Origin of the sequence: Nonomuraea rubra (assembly GCF_014207985.1) — a bacterium.
Lineage (GTDB): Bacteria > Actinomycetota > Actinomycetes > Streptosporangiales > Streptosporangiaceae > Nonomuraea > Nonomuraea rubra.
In genome coordinates this window covers 9,463,411-9,482,337 of record NZ_JACHMI010000001.1, presented here as the reverse complement: position 1 = coordinate 9,482,337, position 18,927 = coordinate 9,463,411, and the positions used below count along the sequence as shown (strand labels likewise).

Annotated in this window: 15 protein-coding genes; all 15 read right to left on the bottom strand. The window is 70.4% G+C overall.

The annotated features are described in order from the left end of the window. Positions 1 to 2: 2 nt before the first annotated feature. Positions 3 to 1,436: an ABC transporter substrate-binding protein gene (locus HD593_RS43210; RefSeq protein ID WP_185108414.1), complete on the bottom strand. Its 1,434-nt coding sequence runs from the start codon at positions 1,434 to 1,436 to the stop codon at positions 3 to 5. After that, positions 1,433 to 2,614, bottom strand: a complete 1,182-nt coding sequence (locus HD593_RS43205; RefSeq protein ID WP_185108412.1) for a sialidase family protein — start codon at positions 2,612 to 2,614, stop codon at positions 1,433 to 1,435. Before HD593_RS43205 ends, HD593_RS43210 begins: the two co-directional genes overlap by 4 nt. Further along, positions 2,611 to 3,756, bottom strand: coding sequence for a sialidase family protein (locus HD593_RS43200; RefSeq protein ID WP_221525280.1), 1,146 nt, complete (start codon positions 3,754 to 3,756; stop codon positions 2,611 to 2,613). Before HD593_RS43200 ends, HD593_RS43205 begins: the two co-directional genes overlap by 4 nt. Beyond that, positions 3,753 to 4,793 carry an ABC transporter ATP-binding protein gene (locus HD593_RS43195; protein WP_185108410.1) on the bottom strand — a complete coding sequence of 347 codons (1,041 nt, stop codon included), beginning with the start codon at positions 4,791 to 4,793 and terminating at the stop codon, positions 3,753 to 3,755. Before HD593_RS43195 ends, HD593_RS43200 begins: the two co-directional genes overlap by 4 nt. After that, positions 4,790 to 5,785 (bottom strand): ABC transporter ATP-binding protein, encoded by a 996-nt coding sequence (locus tag HD593_RS43190; protein ID WP_312904135.1) that lies wholly within the window; start codon positions 5,783 to 5,785, stop codon positions 4,790 to 4,792. Before HD593_RS43190 ends, HD593_RS43195 begins: the two co-directional genes overlap by 4 nt. A gap of 6 nt (positions 5,786 to 5,791) precedes the next feature. Next, positions 5,792 to 6,976 carry an ABC transporter permease gene (locus HD593_RS43185; RefSeq protein WP_185108408.1) on the bottom strand — a complete coding sequence of 395 codons (1,185 nt, stop codon included), beginning with the start codon at positions 6,974 to 6,976 and terminating at the stop codon, positions 5,792 to 5,794. A 6-nt stretch (positions 6,977 to 6,982) separates the two neighbouring features. Further along, positions 6,983 to 7,981: an ABC transporter permease gene (locus tag HD593_RS43180; protein WP_185108406.1), complete on the bottom strand. Its 999-nt coding sequence runs from the start codon at positions 7,979 to 7,981 to the stop codon at positions 6,983 to 6,985. Between the two features lie 9 nt (positions 7,982 to 7,990). Further along, a complete protein-coding gene (locus tag HD593_RS43175) occupies positions 7,991 to 9,976 on the bottom strand; it encodes an ABC transporter substrate-binding protein (protein ID WP_185108404.1) in 1,986 nt (661 codons plus the stop codon). Between the two features lie 19 nt (positions 9,977 to 9,995). Then, positions 9,996 to 12,341 carry an Ig-like domain-containing protein gene (locus HD593_RS43170; RefSeq protein WP_185108402.1) on the bottom strand — a complete coding sequence of 782 codons (2,346 nt, stop codon included), beginning with the start codon at positions 12,339 to 12,341 and terminating at the stop codon, positions 9,996 to 9,998. 259 nt (positions 12,342 to 12,600) lie between these two features. Continuing rightward, the gene (locus HD593_RS43165) at positions 12,601 to 13,617 is read right to left on the bottom strand and encodes a sugar-binding transcriptional regulator (protein ID WP_312904134.1); all 1,017 of its coding nucleotides are present in this window, start codon (positions 13,615 to 13,617) and stop codon (positions 12,601 to 12,603) included. Continuing rightward, entirely contained in the window at positions 13,607 to 15,124 is a 1,518-nt protein-coding gene (locus HD593_RS43160) for an FGGY family carbohydrate kinase (protein ID WP_221525279.1), read from the bottom strand. Before HD593_RS43160 ends, HD593_RS43165 begins: the two co-directional genes overlap by 11 nt. Then, positions 15,111 to 16,085: a transketolase family protein gene (locus HD593_RS43155; protein WP_221525278.1), complete on the bottom strand. Its 975-nt coding sequence runs from the start codon at positions 16,083 to 16,085 to the stop codon at positions 15,111 to 15,113. Before HD593_RS43155 ends, HD593_RS43160 begins: the two co-directional genes overlap by 14 nt. Then, positions 16,082 to 17,017: a transketolase gene (locus HD593_RS43150; RefSeq protein WP_221525277.1), complete on the bottom strand. Its 936-nt coding sequence runs from the start codon at positions 17,015 to 17,017 to the stop codon at positions 16,082 to 16,084. Before HD593_RS43150 ends, HD593_RS43155 begins: the two co-directional genes overlap by 4 nt. Beyond that, a complete protein-coding gene (locus tag HD593_RS43145) occupies positions 17,007 to 17,987 on the bottom strand; it encodes a sugar phosphate isomerase/epimerase family protein (protein WP_185108398.1) in 981 nt (326 codons plus the stop codon). Before HD593_RS43145 ends, HD593_RS43150 begins: the two co-directional genes overlap by 11 nt. Before the next feature lie 18 nt (positions 17,988 to 18,005). Continuing rightward, complete coding sequence (locus HD593_RS43140; protein ID WP_185108397.1) at positions 18,006 to 18,914, bottom strand: nucleoside hydrolase; 909 nt, start codon at positions 18,912 to 18,914, stop codon at positions 18,006 to 18,008. Positions 18,915 to 18,927 lie beyond the last annotated feature (13 nt).

Sequence of the window (18,927 nt, the reverse complement as noted above, 5' to 3'; positions counted from 1 at the left end):
TGTTACCAATCCTTCCCTGCGGCGGCCTGCGCCTTGATGTAGTTGGGGATGTCCTGCTGCTGGGACAGGGCCAGCGCCTGCTCGGGCGTCCCGCCGTCACGCAGGATGTGCTGGCGGTAGACCGACCACAGCGGCAGGTCCCAGTACTCGGTGTTCTGGTAGTTCGAGATCGCGGCGTTCTCGCCCCAGTAGAGGGCCGAGGCGTCGATCTTCGCCAGCTCGGGGATGGCCTTGCCGAAGCTCTGCACGACCTTGTCGGTCTGCAGGACCGCCTTGACGCCGTGGCTGGACAGCTCCGTCTGACCCTCCTCGGAGACCATCCACTTCACCAGCTGCAGCGCCTGATCCTTGTGCGCTGCAGCCGGCGGCACGAACGCGGCCCGCGTGTTCGGCTGGTAGATCGTCTTGTCGCCCCTCTTGAGCACCGGGATCGCGCTGACGCCGATGTCGACGCTCTTGGCCTGCTCCGCGAAGGCCGCCTCGTCGCCGTCCTCGATGAACAGCTCGCTGCCGGCGTACATGTTGAGCCGCGACAGCGTGTCGACCGCCATGGCCAGGTGGCCCGGCTGGCTCATGTCGCCCTTGAAGAAGTCGGTGACGGTGGTGAAGTCGTTGCGCGGGATCTCCAGGAAGCGGTACAGGTTGTCGACGTACGTCTTCCAGGCGTCACTGCTGATGTCGACCTTGACGTCCTCGGGCGCGGGCTGCTCGCTGGTCGTCGGCAGGAACGGGTAGAGCCCGGCCTGGTTGAAGTCCAGGTACTGGTCGGGGTGCTGCATGTAGCCCTTGTAGTGATCCAGGCCGTCGTCCCTGGTCAGCTGCTTGGCCTTCTTGAACGCCTCGTCGTAGGTCATCCCGGGCGAGGGGTACTTGACCTTGAACTTGTCGAAGATCTTCTTGTTGTAGAGCAGCACGTGCTCGTCGATGAACAGCGGCACGCCGTAGATCCCGCCGTCGGAGCGCGACCTGGTCAGCTCCACGGCGGCCTGGTTCAGCGTGTTCAGGTCGATGCCCGCCTTCTGGAGGTCGGCGGTGAGGTCGCCGACCCAGCCCATCGGCTCCAGGTCGCGGTCGATGCGGTTCTTCGGGTCCTCGATGATGAGGTCGGGGGTGACCCCGGCCTTCTTGAGGTCCTCGTACCGCACGGGGTAGTCCCACGTCGCGTACTTGATCTTGACGTCGGGGAACGCCGCGCGCAGCTTGTTGCCGATGATCTCGTCGAAGACCCTCGTCGCGGCCCCCTGCTCGTCCTCGACGGTCGCCTCGAACGGCTTGTAGTTGGCGGCGAAGATGAACAGCTCGTCGTCGCAGACGCTGAACGGCAGGTTGTACCGGTTCGGCACGTCCTTGCAAGCGGCGGCGGAAGCGTTGGCGGGGACGGCGGTGACGGACAGGGCCAGCGCCAGCAGCGCGATCCCGCGGACCTTGCTCATCATTGACTCTCCTTGACGGGGGAATAGCTGCACTGGCGCACGACATTGCGCCGGACGTTGTTCTTGAACTCGGTGATCGTGTGCTCGGGCCAGTTCGAGAGCAGGCCGACCGCGTTGCGCAGGAATTCCTCGTTGAGGACCACGTGCCTGATGTTGTTGCGGTTGTAGGAGTAGACCAGGTGGATGAAGCCGTCGGAGCTCTGGGTGAGCACCGGGTAGGTGAACTGCGGGCCCGACTGGGCCTCCACGTCCACCGAGTTCTCCCACGTGCGCCCCTTGTCCGGCGAGAGCGACAGCCGCATGGGGGAGCGGTGCTCGACCCACGGGTTGTAGGCCAGCACGAGCTTGCCGTTGGCCAGCTTCAGCGCGGCGACGCGGGAGTTCGGGTTGCCGATCGGCTCGGCCACCGGAGCGCTCCACGTGCGGCCGAAGTCGGTCGACTCGCTCTTGTAGATCGCGTTGTCACCGGTCCGCATGTACGCGGCCAGCCGTCCGGGCTCCACCTCCACCACGGTCGGCTGGATCGAGCCCTCCGGCGTGCGGATCCAGGCCCCGGTGTCCTCCGGGTACGCCTTCCACGTGCTCAGGTCCTGGCTGAAGACGTAGAAGCCGGAGCTGGAGTTCGCCTCGTCGTAGATGGGCAGCAGCACCTCGCCGTTCGACATGCGGATCGGGTTGGTGCCGACCATCCAGCCCCACTCGGAGCGGATGACGGTGGGCTCGCTCCAGGTGCGGCCGCCGTCGTCGGAGGTCTTGAGCCGGATGGAGGCCTGCTCCCAGCCGTGCCCCTCGATGACGACGTAGAACAGGTAGACCCGCTTGCCGTCCGACCACAACACGGGGTTGCCGTCGGCCTTGCCGGGCTCGTCGACCACGACCTCCGGCTTGGACCAGGTCTGCTTGCCGGTCGCCAGCCGTGACAGGTAGAGCGCCTGGTTCGCGGCACCCTCCGACGTGCCGCCGTAGTAGACGGTCAGCAGGTCACCGGTCGGCGCCTGCGTGATGGCCGCCGCGTGCACCTTGGGGACGTCCGGGTCGGGGGCCGCCACGTCCTGGCGGCAGGCGTACGCCCCGGTGGGCGCCACCCGCACGTCGCCGTCGCCGAGCCCGCCCGTCACGTACGAGGGCACGCCGACGGCCACCGCCAGGGCGCCGTATAAAAGGCTCTGCCGAATTCTCATGAAGCGTCGATCTCCAGGTGTTTGATGGTCTTCCGCAGATAGGAGAAGGCGACGTCCAGCCGTCCTTCTCGGCCGTCGATGACGCTCGGATACGAGTAGCCGAGCTCGTTCTGCCAGTACTCGGAGTCGGATTCCTGCACGGTCCGCCGGTGCGGCCAGCTCTCGCCGCCGTCCTCGGAGAGGGCGACGACCAGGGGGGTGCGCAGCGCCTTCCTGCGCCGCTCCCCGTTCTTGGTCACCCATCTGAACTGGTCGCGCTCCAGGCTCGCGTCGTTGTAGACGAGCGCGAGCCGTCCGTCGCCGAGCCTCGTGAGCTGGACGGAGGAGTCGTTGTTCGGCAGTTCGGTCCGCTCGGGAGCGGACCAGGTGCGGCCGTCGGAGGAGGTGGAGGCGTGGATCCGCCCCGCCCGCCGGTCGCGGAACATCGCCAGCAGCCGCCTGTCGGGCCGCTGCGCGATCGTCATCTGGACCAGGTCCGCGCTTCCCGGGACCTGGTGCTCGGTCCACGTGCGCCCGCCGTCCGCGCTGGTCTTGACCACGCTGTGGTCGCCGGTGGCGGTGCAGTGGTAGGCGGGCAGCACCCACGTGCCGTCGTCCAGGACGGCGGGCGGGTGCCGGACGAAGCTGCCCGGCTCGGGGAACAGCACGCGGGGCTCGCTCCACGTGCGGCCGGCGTCGGGCGAGGTGCGGGCCACCACGTGCGCGGTGGTCTGGTCGTGCGGCTCCATGGAGGTGTGCAGCAGCCACACCAGCCCGTCGCCGTCCTCGAACAGCACCGGGTTCTGCTCGCTGCGCCGCGGGTCGGCCGCGATGAGCAGCGGCTGCTCCCAGCGGCCGCCGGTCAGGCGCGAGACCACCACGTTCGTGCCGGGGTCGCCCTCCTGCGGGCCGCTGAACCAGGTGCACAGCAGCTCGCCGCCGCGGGTGCGCAGCAGGTTGGCCGCGTGGTTGTCGGGGCCGTGCGGCACCGGCAGCAGCGCCTCGCGGGTGCCCGGCAGCACGGCCGAGGGCCGCACGATGCCGTCGAAGCGGGGATCGGCCGCCTGCCCGGCCGTGACGGATCGAGGGCCGGCCGCCTCGACGGTCGTCTCGGGTCGGGGGCCGGTCGCCTGGACGGTCGTGTCGGATCGGGGGTCGGTCACGCGGTCACCTCTCGTACGTCGGGGTCGGGGACGCCGCGCAGGTCCAGCTCCTCGGCGAAGTGGCAGGCCACGCGCCGGCCCCCGACCTCGCGCAGCGGCGGCCGCTCGGTGCGGCACTCGTCCTTGGCGTACACGCAACGGGGGTTGAACGGGCACCCCGGCGGCACGTGCGCCGGGTCGGCGATGTCGCCCAGCAGCTTGATGCGCTCGCGGTGCCGCTTGGCCGCCGGGTCCGGGTCGGGCACGGCCGACAGCAGCGCCTCGGTGTAGGGGTGCAGGGGCCGCGCGTACAGCTCCTCGGTCGGGCCCTGCTCGACGACCCGGCCCAGGTACATGACCGCGACCACGTCCGCGACGTGCTCGATGATGCCCAGGTCGTGGCTGACGAACAGGAAGCCGAGGTCCGACTCCTCCTGGAGGTCCATGAGCAGGTTGAGGATCTGGGCGCGTACCGACACGTCCAGCGCGCTGACCGCCTCGTCGGCGACGACCAGCCGGGGCGAGAGCGCCAGCGCCCGCGCGATCCCGACCCGCTGCCGCTGGCCGCCGCTGAACGCGTGGGGGTAGCGGTTGGCGTACTCGGGGCGCAGGCCGACGCGTTCGAGCAGCTCGCCGACCCGCTGGTCGATCTCGTCCGGGGTGCCGTACCTGTGCACGCGCATCGGCTCGCCGATGATCTCGCGCAGCGTCTTGCGCGGGTTGAGCGACGAGTGCGGGTCCTGGAAGATCATCCGCACCTCGGCCCTGTACGGCTTGAGCTCCTTCTCCCTCAGCCCCGCCACGTCGATCACCGAGCCGTCGGGCCGCCGGTAGAGCATGCGCCCGCCGGTCGGGTCGTGCGCCCGCACGATGCACCGGCCCAGCGTGGTCTTGCCGCAGCCGGACTCCCCGACCAGGCCGAGCGTGGTGCCGGCCGCGATGTCCAGATCGACCTCGTCGACCGCCTTCACCGTGCCGACCTGCCGGCCCAGCAGGCCGCTGCGGATGGGGAAGTGCTTGGCCAGCCCTTCGAGCTTGAGCAGGGGTTCCTCGCTCATACGTCCTCCTCGTACAGCAGGCAGGAGACCTCGCGGTCCGCCACCTGGAGCAGGCGCGGCTCGACCGCGTCGCACCGCCCGGCCACCACGTGGTCGCAGCGCGGGTGGAAGAAGCACCCGTCCGGCCGCGCGTACGGGGGCGGGACCATGCCCTTGATCGCGGTGAGCCGCCGCTGCCTGGCCCGGCCCAGCCGGGGCATCGAGCGCAGCAGCGCCTGCGCGTAGGGGTGGCGGGGGGCGGCCAGCACCTGCTCGGCGGCGCCGTACTCGACCACCCGCCCCAGGTACATGACGGCCATGCTGTCGGCCACCTGCGCCGCCACCCCGAGGTCGTGCGTGATCAGCATGATCGCCATGCCGAACTCGTCCTGAAGGTCCCGCAGCAGCTCCAGGATCTGCGCCTGGGTGGTGACGTCGAGCGCGGTCGTCGGCTCGTCGGCGATCAGCAGGCTGGGGTTGCACGACAGCGCCATCGCGATCATGGCCCGCTGCCGCATGCCGCCGCTCAGCTCGAACGGGTAGGCGTCCACCCGCCGCTGCGGCATGGGGATGCCGACCCGGTCGAGCATGTCGATGGCGCGCCTGCGGGCCGCGGCCTTGCCGACGTTCTCGTGCAGCCGCACCGCCTCGACGATCTGGCTGCCGATGGTGTGCACCAGGCTGAGCGAGGCCATCGGCTCCTGGAAGACCATCGCGATGTCGTTCCATCTGATCTGCCGCAGCAGCTTCGGGTCGGCGCCGACCAGCTCGACGGGGCCGCTCTCGCGGTGCAGGGTGATCTTCCCGCCCTCGATCTGGCCCGGCGGATCGACCAGGCGCAGGATCGAGCGGGCCATGACGCTCTTGCCGCAGCCGGACTCGCCGACGATGGCCAGCGTCTCGCCCCGGCGCACCTTCAGGTCCACGCCGTCCACGGCGCACACGACGCCGTCGTCCATGAGGAAGTGCGTGCGCAGGTCCTCGATCTCAAGCAGCACGTCGTCTGCGGGCACGCCTGCTCACCTTCCTGTTGCTGTGTTGATGGTCGCGCTCGCTTGTCGCCCTGCGCGGTTACGCCAGAAGGGCTTCCTTCTCCGGGCTCGGCTCGCCGCTCCGTACGGGTCGGCGGCGTCCCTGAGGCCGTCCCCGAAGAAGTTCATGGCGACCACGACGACCACCACCGCGACGCCCGGCGCCAGCAGCCACGGCGCGTTCGCGACGACGCGCACGTTCTGCGCGCCCTCCAGCAGCACGCCCCAGCTCACCGCCGGCGCCTGCAGGCCCAGGCCGAGGAAGCTCAGGCTGGTCTCGCCGAGGATCATGGCCGGGATGGCCAGCGACAGCGAGGCGATGATGTGGCTGGCGAAGGACGGGATCATGTGCCGGAAGATGATCGACAGCCGGCCCACGCCGTCCAGCCGGGCGGCCGTGACGAAGTCCTCCTCGCGCAGCGACAGGAACCGCCCGCGCACGTCGCGGGCCAGCCCGGTCCACCCGATCAGTGACAGCAGCACCGTGATGGCGAAATATCGGGTCAGTGGCCCCCAGTCGGTCGGCAGCGCGGCCGACAGCGCCATCCACAGGGGCAGCGTCGGGATCGCCATCAGGAACTCGATGACCCGCTGCACGACGTTGTCCACGCCGCCGCCGAAGTACCCGGAGATGCCGCCGATGAGCATGCCGAGCAGGAAGCTGGCCGCCACCCCGACCAGGCCGATCGACAACGACACCCTGGCCCCGTGGATCAGCCTGGACAGCAGGTCCCGCCCGTTCTGGTCGGAGCCCAGGAGGAAGAACGGCTCGCCCTTCTGCACGGGGCCGATCAGGTGGATGTCGGACGGGATCAGGCCGAGCAGCTTGTACTCGTCGCCGTGCACGAACAGCCCGACCTCGGTCACCTGGGAGGGATCCTCGGTGTAGCGCTGCTCGTAGGTGTTCGGGTCGCGCTCGGTCGTGTACCCGTACACGTGCAGGCCGTGCTCGCCGGAGAAGTGCAGCACCTGCGGCGGCGCGTACGTCATCGACGTGTTCGCCGTCGAGCTGGACATCGGCGCGAAGAACTCCGCGAAGATCGCCACGAAGTACACCGGGATCAGGATCGCCGCACCGGCCATGGCGAGCCGGTGCCGCCGGAACTGCCGCCACATCAGCCGCCACTGCGGCAGCGTCCCTGCTTCCTTCGTCGTGGGTCGCCTGAGAAACATGCGGCGCTACTCTCTCTTGTACCGTTTGCGAATTCGCGGGTCCCACCACGCCAGGGCCAGGTCGCTCAGCACGGTGCCGACCACGGTGAGCAGGCTGAGGATCATGATGAAGCTGCCGACCAGGTACATGTCCTGGTTCATGACCCCGCTGAGCAGCAGCGGCCCGCCGGTCGGCAGGCTCATGACGACCGAGACGATGGTCTCGCCGCCGATCAGCCCCGGCAGCAGCCAGCCCACCGTGCTGAAGAACGGGCTGAGCGACATCCGCACCGGGTACCTCAGCAGCAGCTTCCACTCCGGCAGCCCCTTGGCCCTGGCCGTGTGCACGTAGGGCCGGTAGAGCTCGTCGAGCAGGTTCGCCCTGGTCACCCGGATCATGCCGGCCGTGCCGGAGACCGCGATGACCGCGATCGGCACCCAGAGGTGGCCGAGGAGGTCCAGGACCTTGCCCAGGTTCCAGGCCGCGTCCTGGAACTCGGGTGAGAACAGCCCGCCCACGCTCTGCCCGAAGTAGCGGAACCCGACGTACATGAGGACCAGCGCCAGCATGAACTCGGGGATCGCCATCCCGATGAAGCCGAGGAAGGAGAAGCCGTAGTCGCCCCAGGAGTACTGCTTGACCGCGCTGTAGATGCCGATCGGGAACGCGATCGCCCAGACCATCAGCAGCGAGGCGATCGACAGCACCGCCGACAGGACGACCCGCTCGCCGATCAGCGTGGCGACCGGCTGGTTCCAGGCAAACGATTGACCGAAATCGCCGTGCAGCACGATGGCGGAGATCCAGCGCCAGTACTGGACGAAGATCGGATCGTCCAGGCCGTAGCGCGCCCTGAGGTTGGCGGCCTCCGCGGGCGTGATGCCCTCACCGCCCGACTCCGCGTTCGCGATCAGCGTCGAGACGTAGTCGCCGGGCGGCAGGTTGATGATGACGAACGTGACGATCGAGATCGCCCAGAGCGTCACCACCACGTAGAGGAGGCGGCGGCCGAAGTAACCCAGCACGTCGGCCCCTCAGAGGGAGTACTGCTCGGGCATGGTCGGCCCGGGGTTCACCGGGGCGGCGGCCATGGACTCGGGCACGTTCTTGAAGCTGTTGGAGACGATGCCGTACTCGTTCGGGTACGAGCTGATCCCGATCGCGTAGAACTGCTCCTTGGAGATGCGCACGACCTCCTTGGCATGCTCCAGCGCCTTGGTGAAGTCCGGCTCGGTGCGCATGGTGGTGAACGCCTCCAGCTGCTTGCGCACCTCCTCCGGCGGCTCGTCGCCGCTCTTGCCCTTGCTGCCGTACCACTGGGCCCAGCGGATGGCGTAGCGGGCGCTGCCGGAGTTGCTCGGCACGTAGTAGTGGTCGCCGCCGGTGCCGGTGATCACGTCGAAGTCGCTGCACGTGTACGCGGACGCCTGCGGGTTGTTGCCCATCGTGCGCTCGTCGTACAGCGTGGACGACACCGGATCGACCCGCAGCCCGACCCCGACCGCCTCCCAGTCCTTCTTGACGAACTCCAGCGCCTGGACGTGATGGGGGAACTCGGTGTCGGCCATGACCGTGATCATCAGCGGCTTGCCGTCGGGGCCGAGCCGCTTGCCGTCGGCGTCCTTCTCCGTCAGGCCGGCCTTGTCCAGGAACTCGCCGGCCTTGGCGACGTCGTACTCCGTGTACTGCTTGGCGAAGTCCGCGTCGTAGAGGGCGTTGGACTTGGAGGGGGCGCCCTGCCAGGGCTCGCCCTGGCCCGCGTACACGCCGTCGATGATCTGCTTGCGGTTGATCGCGTACGACAGCCCGATCCGGAAGTCCTTCTTCCTGAACAGCTCGCGCAGGCCCTCGTCGGCTATCGTCTGGTTGAACTGGATGATCATCGTGTTGCTCAGCCGGCTCTGCACGTCGAAGATCCGGTACTTGCCCTTGGCGGCGTTCTGCGCGACCAGCGGCTTGTTCTCCGGCGTGTTGAAGTTGCGGAGCTGCATGTGCAGCTCGCCGTTCATGATCTTCAGCAGCTCCACCTCGACGTCGCCGAGGATCTCCGACCTGAACCGGTCGATGTAGGGGAGCTGGCGCCCCTGCTGGTCGACCTTCCAGTAGTACGGGTTCCGCTCGGCCACCACCGCGGTGCCCTTGCCGATCGCGTTGGTGATCTTCCAGGCGTGCAGCGTGGGGATGTCGGCGTTGTGCGGGACGTCGTTCTTCTGCATGAACAGCTGGGTCCAGTCCTCCAGCTGCTCGTCCTTGGCGAGCTTGTCGGCGTCCGGGTTGTACTTCTTGTGGAACTGCTTGAGGTAGTGCTTGGGCAGCAGGAACCCGCTCGCCCCGCCCCGCTCGAACGTGGCGACCGCGATCTGGAACAGCAGGCCCGCCTTCGGCTCCTTGTAGACGTAGCGGACGGTCCGCTCGTCCACCTTCTCGACCTTGACCCGCTCGGTGGTGCTGCCGTTCTCCAGGTAGAGGTCGTAGATGCCGGTCGTGTGCAGGTCGTGGTAGGTGGCCACGTCCTCGAAGGCGAACAGCATGTCGTCGGCCGTGCAGGGCTGCCCGTCGGACCACTTCAGGCCCTCGCGCAGGCGGAAGACGTATTCCCGGCCGCCGTCCTTCACCTCGAACTCGGCGACGTTGGGGATGATGTCGTCCGGGCCCTTCTGGCCGTTCGTGCCGGGCTTGAGCCGGACGAGGGGCTCGTAGAGGGCGAAGATCAGCCAGTCCCAGTCGTCCTCGCCGACCAGAGCGGAGCTCCACGTGCCGCCGTACCTGCCGGGCTCCTGCAGCGGGGTGACGGCCAGGGGGTTCTTCGGCAGGCGCTGCTCCAGCGGCGGCAGCTTGCCGGCCTTGACCAGCTCCGCCAGCGCGGGCGCCTCCTTGGCCGACAGGTCGGCGGCCTGTGCGGCGCCGGCGGTGCCCGTGTTCGGGTCGGTGTCGAAGAAGCTGCAGCCGGTGGCCGTGGCCAGCATCAGCAGACCTCCGCCGCGGAGCAGGCTCCTCCTCGTGAAAACTTGGTCAGTCATGGGTGCTCCGTTCTCAGGTCTAACGATTGACCTTGACCTGGCTGAAGGTCGCCGTGGTGTAGACGTGGACGCCGTTCGCCTCCTGGTTGCCGTCCACGGCCAGGCCGACGTAGAACCGTCCGGTCCGCATGACGATGCGCTCGTAGCCGATGCGCTCCCAGTTGAGCGAGTTGTCCGAAAGGAAGGCCTCGAACTCGGTGTCCCCGCCGGTCGGCAGGCTCCGGCAGACCAGGCGCAGCCAGTACGGCTTGTCGTCCAGCGGATCCTCGCTGGTGGGCGGGTACACGCCGACGCTCGGCGCCGTGCCGTGGGAGGCCACCCTGATCGCCTTGGCGCGCTTGCGGGAGCCGTCCTCGTTGCTGGCCGAGAACCCGATGCCGGCCATCATGAACGGCGAGTTCGGCTCCAGGTCCTGCCGCACCATGATGCCGGCCACGGCGTCGACGTGATTCTTGCTGACGCCGTCCAGGCGGGCGGTGATCTCCAGGACCTCGCCGCGCTTGCTGAACCCGACCGCCTTGTAGGCGAAGTGGAAGGAGTCCTTCCACCCGGCGATCTTGCCGGACCCCTTGATCGTGAACACGCCGTCCTTGAGCGCCGTGTTGCCCGGGATCGGCACCTCGCCGATGTCCTTGACCTGCCAGCCCGGGTGCGTCCTGGTGCGGTTGACGTGGATCGGCACCAGCGAGGAGGTGGTGGCCGAGCCCGTGCTGTCGGTGGCCCTGGCCGTCAGGAAGTAGGTGCCGTCGGTGACGCCCTTCCAGGTCGCCTGGTACGGCGCCGCCGCCGACTCGCCGATCTTCTCGTCGCCGTGGAAGAACTCGACCTTGGCGATGCTCGCCCCGTCGAGGGCCCTGGCGTCGGCGGTGATCGCGACCGGCTGCTTGTCCTTGTTCGCCGCGAACACCTGGTCGACAGCGGGGGAGGTGATCGCCACCTCCGGGTTGCGGGCCCCGGCCCGCTGGATCGAGTTCAGGTACCGCTCCAGGTTCGTGTACCCGTCGCCGCCGACCGCCTTGGCGTCGTCGGCGTTGTTCGGGTCCAGCCCCTGCGCGGTCTCCCACTCGTCAGGGATACCGTCCTTGTCGGTGTCGGCCGGTGCGGGTACCTCGGTGGGTAAGGGCAGGTAGCCGCCCACGTCCTTCTGGGAGTTGATGTGCCGGCCCGTGCCGGTGCGCGCCTCGGTGACCAGCCGGGCGTCGATGGCGTCCCGCCGCGGCAGGGTGGCCCCCGCCTGCTCCAGGACGGTCGCGTACGCCTCCCGCGCGCTCTGCTCGGTGATGCCGTGCTCGAACTCCACCGGCTTGGGCAGCAGCGTGATGCCGCCGATCGGGTAGGTGATGCCGAGCGTGTTGTCGGCCGTGACGTCGGCGTGGCCCTCGATCTCGTTGCCGCTGACGTGCCACTGGCCGAACCGGCCGGGGGCGACGATCTCCCTGGCGGTCTTCGGCAGCGTGTTGGGGCCCGGCTTGTAGTAGTTGCCGACCAGGTTGATGCCGTTGGACCACTCGCCGCCGTAGCAGGAGGTGATGCCGTGGTTGTAGATCACGTTGTTGCGGTGATCCACCGTCAGGGCCATGCCCTCCTCGAAGCTGAAGCGCGGGTTGCGGGCGTTCTCGTGGATCAGCAGGTTGTGGTGGTAGGTGACCGTGTCGCCGCCCCACAGCCCGCCCATGCCGTGCCGGCCCTTGTCGTGCACCGAGTTCGTCAGGCCCTCGGAGATGATGCACCACTGCACGGTCACGTTGGTGTTGCCGTAGACCGAGAAGCACTCGTCCACGCCCCAGGAGAAGGAGCAGTGGTCGATGATCAGATCCTTCACGCCGCGGGCGGCGAACGTGTCGATCGGGGTGCCCATCTCGTCACCGCCGCGGAAGCGCAGGTGGCGCAGGATGATGTTGTCGCCCTTGATCGCCGTCTCGTTGCCGGCGACGGTGATGCCGTGACCGGGGGCGGTCTGCCCGGCGATCGTGAGGTTGGACCCGGTGATGTCGAGCCCGCCCTTGATCCTGATGGTGCCGGCGACCCGGAAGACGATCGTGCCGTCCGACTTGGCGGCCGCCTCGCGCAGCGAGCCGGGGCCGTCGTCGGCCAGGGTGGTCACCTCGTACACGGCGCCGCCCCGGCCGCCGGTCGTGTACTTGCCGGCACCCTCGGCGCCGGGGAAGGCCGGGATCTTCGGCTTCGCCGCTGTGGTCGCCTGCGTGCTCGGGCTCGGCGACGGTGACGGCGTGGGCGCCGAGGCGGCGGCCGTGCCGGCCTGACCGGCCAGGGCCACGGCCGGCGTGGCCAGCGCCGCCGAGCGCACGAACGCGCGGCGGCTGAATTCTGATTGCTGGGGATCGAAGCCAGGGGCCTCGGTCATCGAAACGCTCTCTTTCCGCCCCGGGAATAGGCAGGGCTGTGCCGTGCATCGGCACACTCCGGACCACGCTGTCGCTAGGTGAGAATTTTTATTCAGCCATGAATGGAGTGGATTGCATCACATCGTGAACGACACGGATGTGACTGTCAAGAGCGGTTTCTCGGCCAGATGACGCGCCGGTAAATTCTCAGGACCCGTCCAGGAACGGCGAAGGCCGCCGTGCGGCGTGCGCACGGCGGCCCTGTCCTGGGGGCGGGAGCTAGTCCTTGAGCAGCTCCTCGGCCACGCCCACGTCCGTGATGAGCGTGTTGACCCAGCCGCCCTTGAGCGCGGCCCTGATGGCGGCGGTCTTGCGCCGCCCGCCGGCGATCGCGATGCGCCGCGGCACGCGCAGCAGGTCGGCGGCCGGGATGCCGAGGATGCGCTCCTCCAGCGGCGAGTCGACCAGCCGTCCTTCGGCGTCGAAGAAGCGCAGGCACACGTCACCCACGGCGCCGAGCCCGCGCAGCGTCTCCATCTCCTCCTCGCCGATCGCGTTGCCGCTCTCCTGCAGCAATGGCGACGGGTTGAGGCTGCCGATCCCGACCAGCACCGTCGTCAGCCGCGACCAGGCGTCCACCACCTGCCGCACCACGTGGTCGTCGGACAGCGCCTGCCGCGCCACCGCCGAGCCGACCAGCCCCGGCGCGGGCAGGAACACCGGCTCGGCGCCGGTCAGGTCGGCCAGGTGGGCGGCCAGCCGGGTGGCCTGCACCTGCGCCGAGCCCTTGCCCACGCCGCCGATGAGCTGCACGACCTCCTCGGCCACCCGCACCGGGCGGCGCTGCATGGCCTCCACCGTGGCCAGCAGGCTCGCGCTCCACGAGGAGATGCCCAGGTGCTCGCCGCCGATCAGCGTGGCGTCGAGGTACGTCGCACCCGCCGAGCCCAGCGCGGCCACCACGTCGTGGCTGTCGCCGGAGGCGTCCACGACGATGATCTGCTCCACGCCGTACTTGCGCTCCAGGTCCTCCTCCAGCAGCGCGTGCACGCCGCTGGGCACCACGACCACCGTGCGCACGATGCCGATCTCCGCGGCCTCCTTCAGCAGCCGGGACACGCGCGGCTGCGAGATGCGCAGCTGGGCGGCGATCTGCGGCTGCCGCACGCCGTGCTCGTGGTAGAGCCGGGCCACGCGGACGAGCAGCCGCATGCGCTCGGACTCCTGGCTGAGCCGGCGCCCGCCGAACCGCACGGGCTCCGCGCGGCCCTTCTCGAACTGACTGTCAGCTCCCACGATCGCTGGCCTCCGCTTCGGCTCCGCCGCTCCTGCTGGTCCGGTGGCGAGCCCGGGCCACTGCCGAGTGCCATTCTGCTAGGGCGCGACGCCGTTCGCACACCGGCAGAACGGGGGTGTAGCGCCGGCCATGGCGGGGCAGCCCGGACAGCTCCCGGCGGGACCATACACCGGATGCGGCCCCGGCGAGGTGCGCGGCCCCGAGGGCCGACAGCTCGGGGCGGCGCGCGACGCGCACCGCGTGACCGGTCACGTCGGCCTGCCACTGCATGAGGTCGGCGTTGGCGGTGGGCCCGCCGTCGGCCAGCAGCTCCGCCACCGGCCCCGCCGCGCGCTCCACGGCCGACACGACATCGCCGACCTGCAGGCCGATCGAGTCGACCGCCGCCCTCGCCATGTCCTCCCGCCGGCTGTCCAGGCCGAAACCCGTCATGATCGCCTCTGCCCGGTCGTCCCACCACGGCGCCCCGAGGCCGCCGAACGCCGGCACGATCTGCAGCCTACCCCGGCGGCCGGCGGTCGCGAGCCGCGCCAGCTCCCCGGCCTCCGTCCCCAGGACCCCGGCCAGCCAGGCGACCGTGGCGCCGGTGGACAGGATGTTGCCCTCCAGCGCGTACGCGGGCACGCCGTCGTCCCAGCCGACCGTCAGGCACAGCCCCTCGTCGTCCACCTCCTGCGGCCCCGGGACCGGCGCCATCACCGACGAGCCCGTGCCGTACGTGACCTTGACTCGCCCCGCCTGCCCCGCGGCGTGCGCGAACAGGGCGGCGTGCGAGTCGCCCAGCACCGCCGCGACCGGTACCCCGGCCAGCGCGGGATGCAGCGCCTTCGCGTCGGCGTGCGTCCCGGTGGAGGCCACCACGCGCGGCAGCGCCTCCACCGGCACGCCGAACAGGCCGAGCAGCTCCGGGCTCCACGCCCGCCGCCGCACGTCCAGCAACTGCGTACGGGAGGCGCACCCCACCTCGATCACGTGGCCGCCGCCCAGCCGGTGCAGCAGCCACGAGTCCACCGTGCCCAGGCACAGCTCGCCCCTGCCGGATCGCACCCGCCCGGGGTCGTGGTGGTCGAGCAGCCAGGCCGCCTTGGCGGCGGAGAACATCGGGTCCAGGGGGAGGCCGCTGGTGCGGCGTACCAGGGAGGCGGCGCCGTCGGCGGCCAGGCGGGCGCACAGGCCGGTGCCCCGGCGGTCCTGCCAGCTCACCAGCGGCCCGAGCGGGGCGCCCGTGGCCCGGTCCCAGAGGATCACCGACTCGCGCTGCACGCTCAGGCCCACGGCGATGACCAGCCCGGGGGGCGCCTGCGCGAGACAGCCGGCCACGGCCTCCAGGACGCCGCGCCACAGCTCCTCGCCGTCCTGCTCGACCAGCCCCGGCCCGGGATGCCGGCTGGACAGCGGCGCCGAGGCCCGCGCCACGATCTCACCCGCCGCGTCCATCAGGATCGCCTTGGTCGCGCTCGTGCCCTGATCGACCCCCAGGACGAACCGCCGTTCAGACGTGGTCAAGGCCCAGCACCTCCAGCACGGCCCGGGCGATCCCGTCAGCGGTGAGCCCGAAGTGCTCCAGCAGGAAGCCCGGCTCCCCGGTCGGCGCGAACGCGCGGGTGCCGAGCAGCCGCATCGGCACCGGCCGCGTCTCCAGCACGACCTCCGCCACCGCCGCCCCGAGCCCGCCGGTGGGCACCGCCTCCTCGGCCGTCACGACCGCGCCCGTCTGCCGGGCCGCCGCCACGATCTCCTCCCGGTCGAGGGGGGAGATCGTGGACACGTTCACCACCCGGGCCTGCACCCCGCGCTCCTCCAGCAGCGCCGCGGCGCGCATCGCCCGGCTCACCATCGTGCCCGTCGCCACGACCGTCGCGTCCACGCCCTCGCGCAGCCGCACCGCCCGCCCGTACGTGAAGGCGGGGACACCCGGCGGCGACACGTCCGGCACGGGGAACCTGCCGATCCGCAGGAACACCGGCCCCTCCGTCTCCGCCGCCCACCTGATCGCCGCGCGGGTCTGCGCGGGGTCGGCGGGCACGACGACCGGCAGGTCGGCGATGGCCCGCAACCACGACAGGTCCTCCGTCGAGTGGTGCGTCGGCCCCAGCGCCCCGTACGCCAGCCCGGGGCTCATCCCGCACAGCTTGACGTTCGCCAGGCTGTAGGCCACGTCGGCCTTGATCTGCTCCAATGCCCTGGCCGTCAGGAACGTCGCCGCCCCGCACACGAACGGCACCAGCCCCGCGTTGGCCAGCCCGGCGCCGATGCCGACCATGTCCTGCTCGGCGATGCCCACGTTGACCAGCCGGTCGGGGAACTCGGCGGCGAACGCGCCCAGCTTGCTGGAGCCCACCGAGTCGTTGCAGACGGCCACGACGCGGCTGTCCGCGCGCGCCAGCCTGACCAGCTCGTCCGCGAAGGCGTCCCTGCAGTCGTACGTCTCCTCGTGCGTCTCTTCGCGCGTCTGCCGGAGGATCAACGCAGTTCCTCGAGTGCCGAGCGGGCCTGCTCGGCGTCCGGCACCTTGTGATGCCACTCCACCCGGTCCTCCATGAAAGAAACCCCCCGACCCTTGACGGTCCTGGCGATCACGCAGCGCGGCCGGCCCGCGTCGTGCGGCGCGGTCAGGGCGTCCAGCAGCGCCAGGTGGTCGTGGCCGTCCACCTCGACCGCCTCCCAGCCGAACGCGCGCCACTTGTCGGCCAGCGGCTCCAGCTCGTTGGTCGCGCTGGTCCTGGCGCCCTGCTGCAGGCCGTTCCTGTCGATCACGGCCGTCAGCGACGTGAGCCCCCGATGCCCCGCCGTCATCGCGGCCTCCCAGTTGCTGCCCTCCTGCAGCTCGCCGTCGCCCAGCACCACCACGGTCCTGGCCGCCGAGCCGCGCAGGCGCAGGCCGACCGCGATGCCGACGCCCACCGGCAGGCCGTGCCCGAGCGGGCCGGTGCTGGTCTCGACGCCGGGCACCGACCTGCGGCTCGGGTGGCCGTTGAGCGGCGACATCGGGGCCGCGAACGTGCTCAAACGCTCCGCCGGGAAGAAACCGCAGGTGGAGAGCGTGGTGTAGAGGGCGACCGAGCAGTGACCCTTGCTCAGGACCAGCCGGTCGCGGTCCGGCCAGCCGGGGTCGGCCGGGTCGACGCGGAGCACCGCGCCGTACAGGGTGGCGAGGATGTCCGTCACCGACAGGTCGCCGCCCGCGTGGCCGAGGCCCGCCCCCGCGATCGTGCTGATCACGGTGCGGCGGATCCCGCCGGCCAGGGCCGCCAGCGCGGCGGCCGCGGCGTCCCTGTCGGCGCGTGCCAGCCGCTCGCGCAGCCCGCGCCACTCGGCGATCGCGTCGTGGTCGGGGAGGAGATCGGTGACGTCGTGGCCGGGCGGGGCGGCCGTGATGGTCGTCGGGCTAGGTCGCACGTGCCATCCCGATCGCCGACCAGAGGATCGCCTGCGCCGCGAGCGCGTCCTGCCGCTCCTGCGCGTCCGCCAGCTCTTCCAGGTCGATCCGGTCGCACACCTGCTCCAGTGCGCGGATGGTCCTGATGCTCTCGGACAGCGCGCGTACCGGGTCCTCCCTGAACGGGAACTGGTCGAGCAGGACCGGCCTGTCCCAGCCGATCCGGCGCACGGCCAGCAGGTACTCGACGGTCTCGAACAGGTGCACCGAGGCCACCGGCAGGTCGTCGTCCCAGCCGCGCCAGTTGTCGTTCAGCTCGACCGAGACGAGCCTGCCGCGCCGGTGCACGAGCTGCACCGCCTCGGCCGGCGTCTCGCCGGCCAGCAGCGAGTGACCGAAGTCCATGACGATGCCGACGTTCGGCTGCCCCGCCTCGTCGATGGCCAGCAGCGTACGGGCCGCGTCGGCGAGCGTGATGCGCACCCGCGGCTCCTTGGCCTTGTACTCGATCGCGAACTGCACGTCGGGATGCGCCGAGGCGAGATCGCCGATCGCGCCCACCGTCAGCTCCCACAGCCGCGCGTAGTCGGCCTGCCCCGGCAGGTCGAACCCGTCCTGGCCAGGCCAGAACTTCACGTAGTCGGCGCCCAGCTCCCTGGCCACGGCGACGGCCTCGTGCACGCGCTCGGCGGCGCGGCGGCGCACCTCGGGCTCGGGGTTGGTGAACGCCCCTCTGGCGAACTCCCTGGTGTAGAGGTGCGGCGTGATCGCCCTGGCCCGCAGCCCGCGCTCGGCCAGCGCCTGCGCCAGCTCGGACGCCTTGGAGATCCCCTCGGCGAACGGCACGTTGATGTCCAGGCACTCCAGCCCGTCCACGGCCGCCGCCAGGTCCAGCATCTCCGTCATCGTCCTGGCCGGGCCGTAACCGTCGGTGGCGTACCGGTCGACGATCTGCCCGAACGCCCATATCCCGGCGCCGAACGTCAGCATGGTCCTCGTCCCTCCCTGTCAGCGGTGATCCGCGAAGGCGCGTAGCTTCGCGAAGAAGTCCTCATGGATGAAGCGCGCGTCGATCGAGCCGTAGACGCGGATCGGCCTGCTGGCGTCTTCGGCGGCGGAGAAGTCGTACGTGCCGTCGTAACGGAAGGCCGGTGCCGGCCGCTCCACCCAGGTCCCGCAGTCGGGGTGCAGCATCAGCCCGATCGCGGGGGAGTCGCCGAGCACGCGGAACTCGATCGACCCGCCGTGCTGCCGCTCGTTCCACTCCACGAGCTGGCGCACGAGGTACTCGCCGACCTCGCCGCACGGCGCGACCTTCGCGTCGAGCTCGGCGTAGCCGACGGCCATCATCCGGTACGTCGGCGCCGGGACCTGCCACACCTTGAGCGCCGAGGAGAAGACGAGGTTGGCCGCCACGATGTCGTTGGACAGGTTGAACTCCGGCCTGCCGTTCTGCGGCCCGACGCCGTCGTACCCGCCGCCGCCGATCCAGATCACGGTCACGTCCCGCTCGGCGATGCGCGGCTCCAGCATCAGGGCCGAGGCCATGTCGGTCAGCGGGCCGAGGAAGGCCACGTAGAGCGGCTCGGCCACGTCGCGCATGGCCTCCTCGACGATCAGCTCGACGCCCGGGGCCGGGACCGGGGTGCCGGCGTCGGGCAGCGCGTACGGCGCGCCGTCCGCCACCGGCACCCGGCCGTCGAGCTTCATGAGCCGCAGCAGCAGCTCGATCTCCGCCCGGCTTTCCTCCAGGCTCGACCGGGTGCGCCGGTTGCCGAAATGCGCGGCCACCAGACCGCGGATATCCAGGCTGGGGGAGAGCAGGGCGTGCACGATGGCGAATTGGTCGTCCGCCTCGTTTTTCGCATCGGTGTTGATGATCACCCGGCGCCGATGGGAAAAAGTCCTGTCCGCCATGCGACCTCCGTCT

Coding starts and splice junctions, on each gene's coding strand:
- HD593_RS43210 (WP_185108414.1), bottom strand. CDS start 1,436: ATGATGAGCAAGGTCCGCGGGATCGCGCTGCTGGCGCTGGCCCTGTCC.
- HD593_RS43205 (WP_185108412.1), bottom strand. CDS start 2,614: ATGAGAATTCGGCAGAGCCTTTTATACGGCGCCCTGGCGGTGGCCGTC.
- HD593_RS43195 (WP_185108410.1), bottom strand. CDS start 4,793: ATGAGCGAGGAACCCCTGCTCAAGCTCGAAGGGCTGGCCAAGCACTTC.
- HD593_RS43185 (WP_185108408.1), bottom strand. CDS start 6,976: ATGTTTCTCAGGCGACCCACGACGAAGGAAGCAGGGACGCTGCCGCAG.
- HD593_RS43175 (WP_185108404.1), bottom strand. CDS start 9,976: ATGACTGACCAAGTTTTCACGAGGAGGAGCCTGCTCCGCGGCGGAGGT.
- HD593_RS43170 (WP_185108402.1), bottom strand. CDS start 12,341: ATGACCGAGGCCCCTGGCTTCGATCCCCAGCAATCAGAATTCAGCCGC.
- HD593_RS43145 (WP_185108398.1), bottom strand. CDS start 17,987: ATGCTGACGTTCGGCGCCGGGATATGGGCGTTCGGGCAGATCGTCGAC.
- HD593_RS43140 (WP_185108397.1), bottom strand. CDS start 18,914: ATGGCGGACAGGACTTTTTCCCATCGGCGCCGGGTGATCATCAACACC.